This window comes from Streptococcus sp. ALY_208 (genome assembly GCF_058314295.1).
The window spans coordinates 1-560 of record NZ_JBZFUI010000021.1; the positions used below are offsets into that span (position 1 = coordinate 1).

Sequence of the window (560 nt, forward strand, 5' to 3'; positions counted from 1 at the left end):
CTTAGTGCTTACGGAATCTATCTATTATGATCCTGATAAAAAGCTCCTAGAAAAACAGATTCGTCTGATTAAAACAGCTGGAGAAAATGAGGATTATATTGATGATGACACTCATATAAAGCGATATTTGAAGGAATATGACATTGAAAAAAAGGACCTTGATCATTATTATGATGATATTGTTTACGGTTTAGTTCTCAAAGACTGGCTGACGAATTACGATAGCAAATTCAACACCGATGATTATGGTAAGTTTACTACTAAAACCCAGTGGGAAGACTGGTAGATGAACTGCCCGACTATGAGGGAGATAATAGCTACCAATCCGATAAGGAGAAATAGATGAAAAAATATTTCAAGCTAGCGTTCGCTCTACTTTTTGTTCTAGCCTTTATCGGACTGACAGTATATGTTAACTTAGGGATTGACAACAGACACTACGATAATGTTTTTGATGAGATGGCTCAGAATTTACAAAAACGTCCTAATGGGACATTGGCGGAAAATCTTGGTGGGGAAGTTTCCTATAGAGAGGGCTTTTTGGAAGACAATGGTGTTCC

2 protein-coding genes are annotated in these 560 nt (G+C 37.0%); both read left to right on the plus strand.

The genetic code is table 11. From position 1 onward, the window contains the following. Nucleotides 1-286 (plus strand): TipC family immunity protein (locus AC4HAI_RS08980; RefSeq protein WP_491111246.1); only part of this gene is annotated, 286 nt, incomplete at its 5' end. A gap of 56 nt (nt 287-342) precedes the next feature. Further along, nucleotides 343-560 (plus strand): hypothetical protein (locus AC4HAI_RS08985; RefSeq protein ID WP_491111247.1); only part of this gene is annotated, 218 nt, incomplete at its 3' end.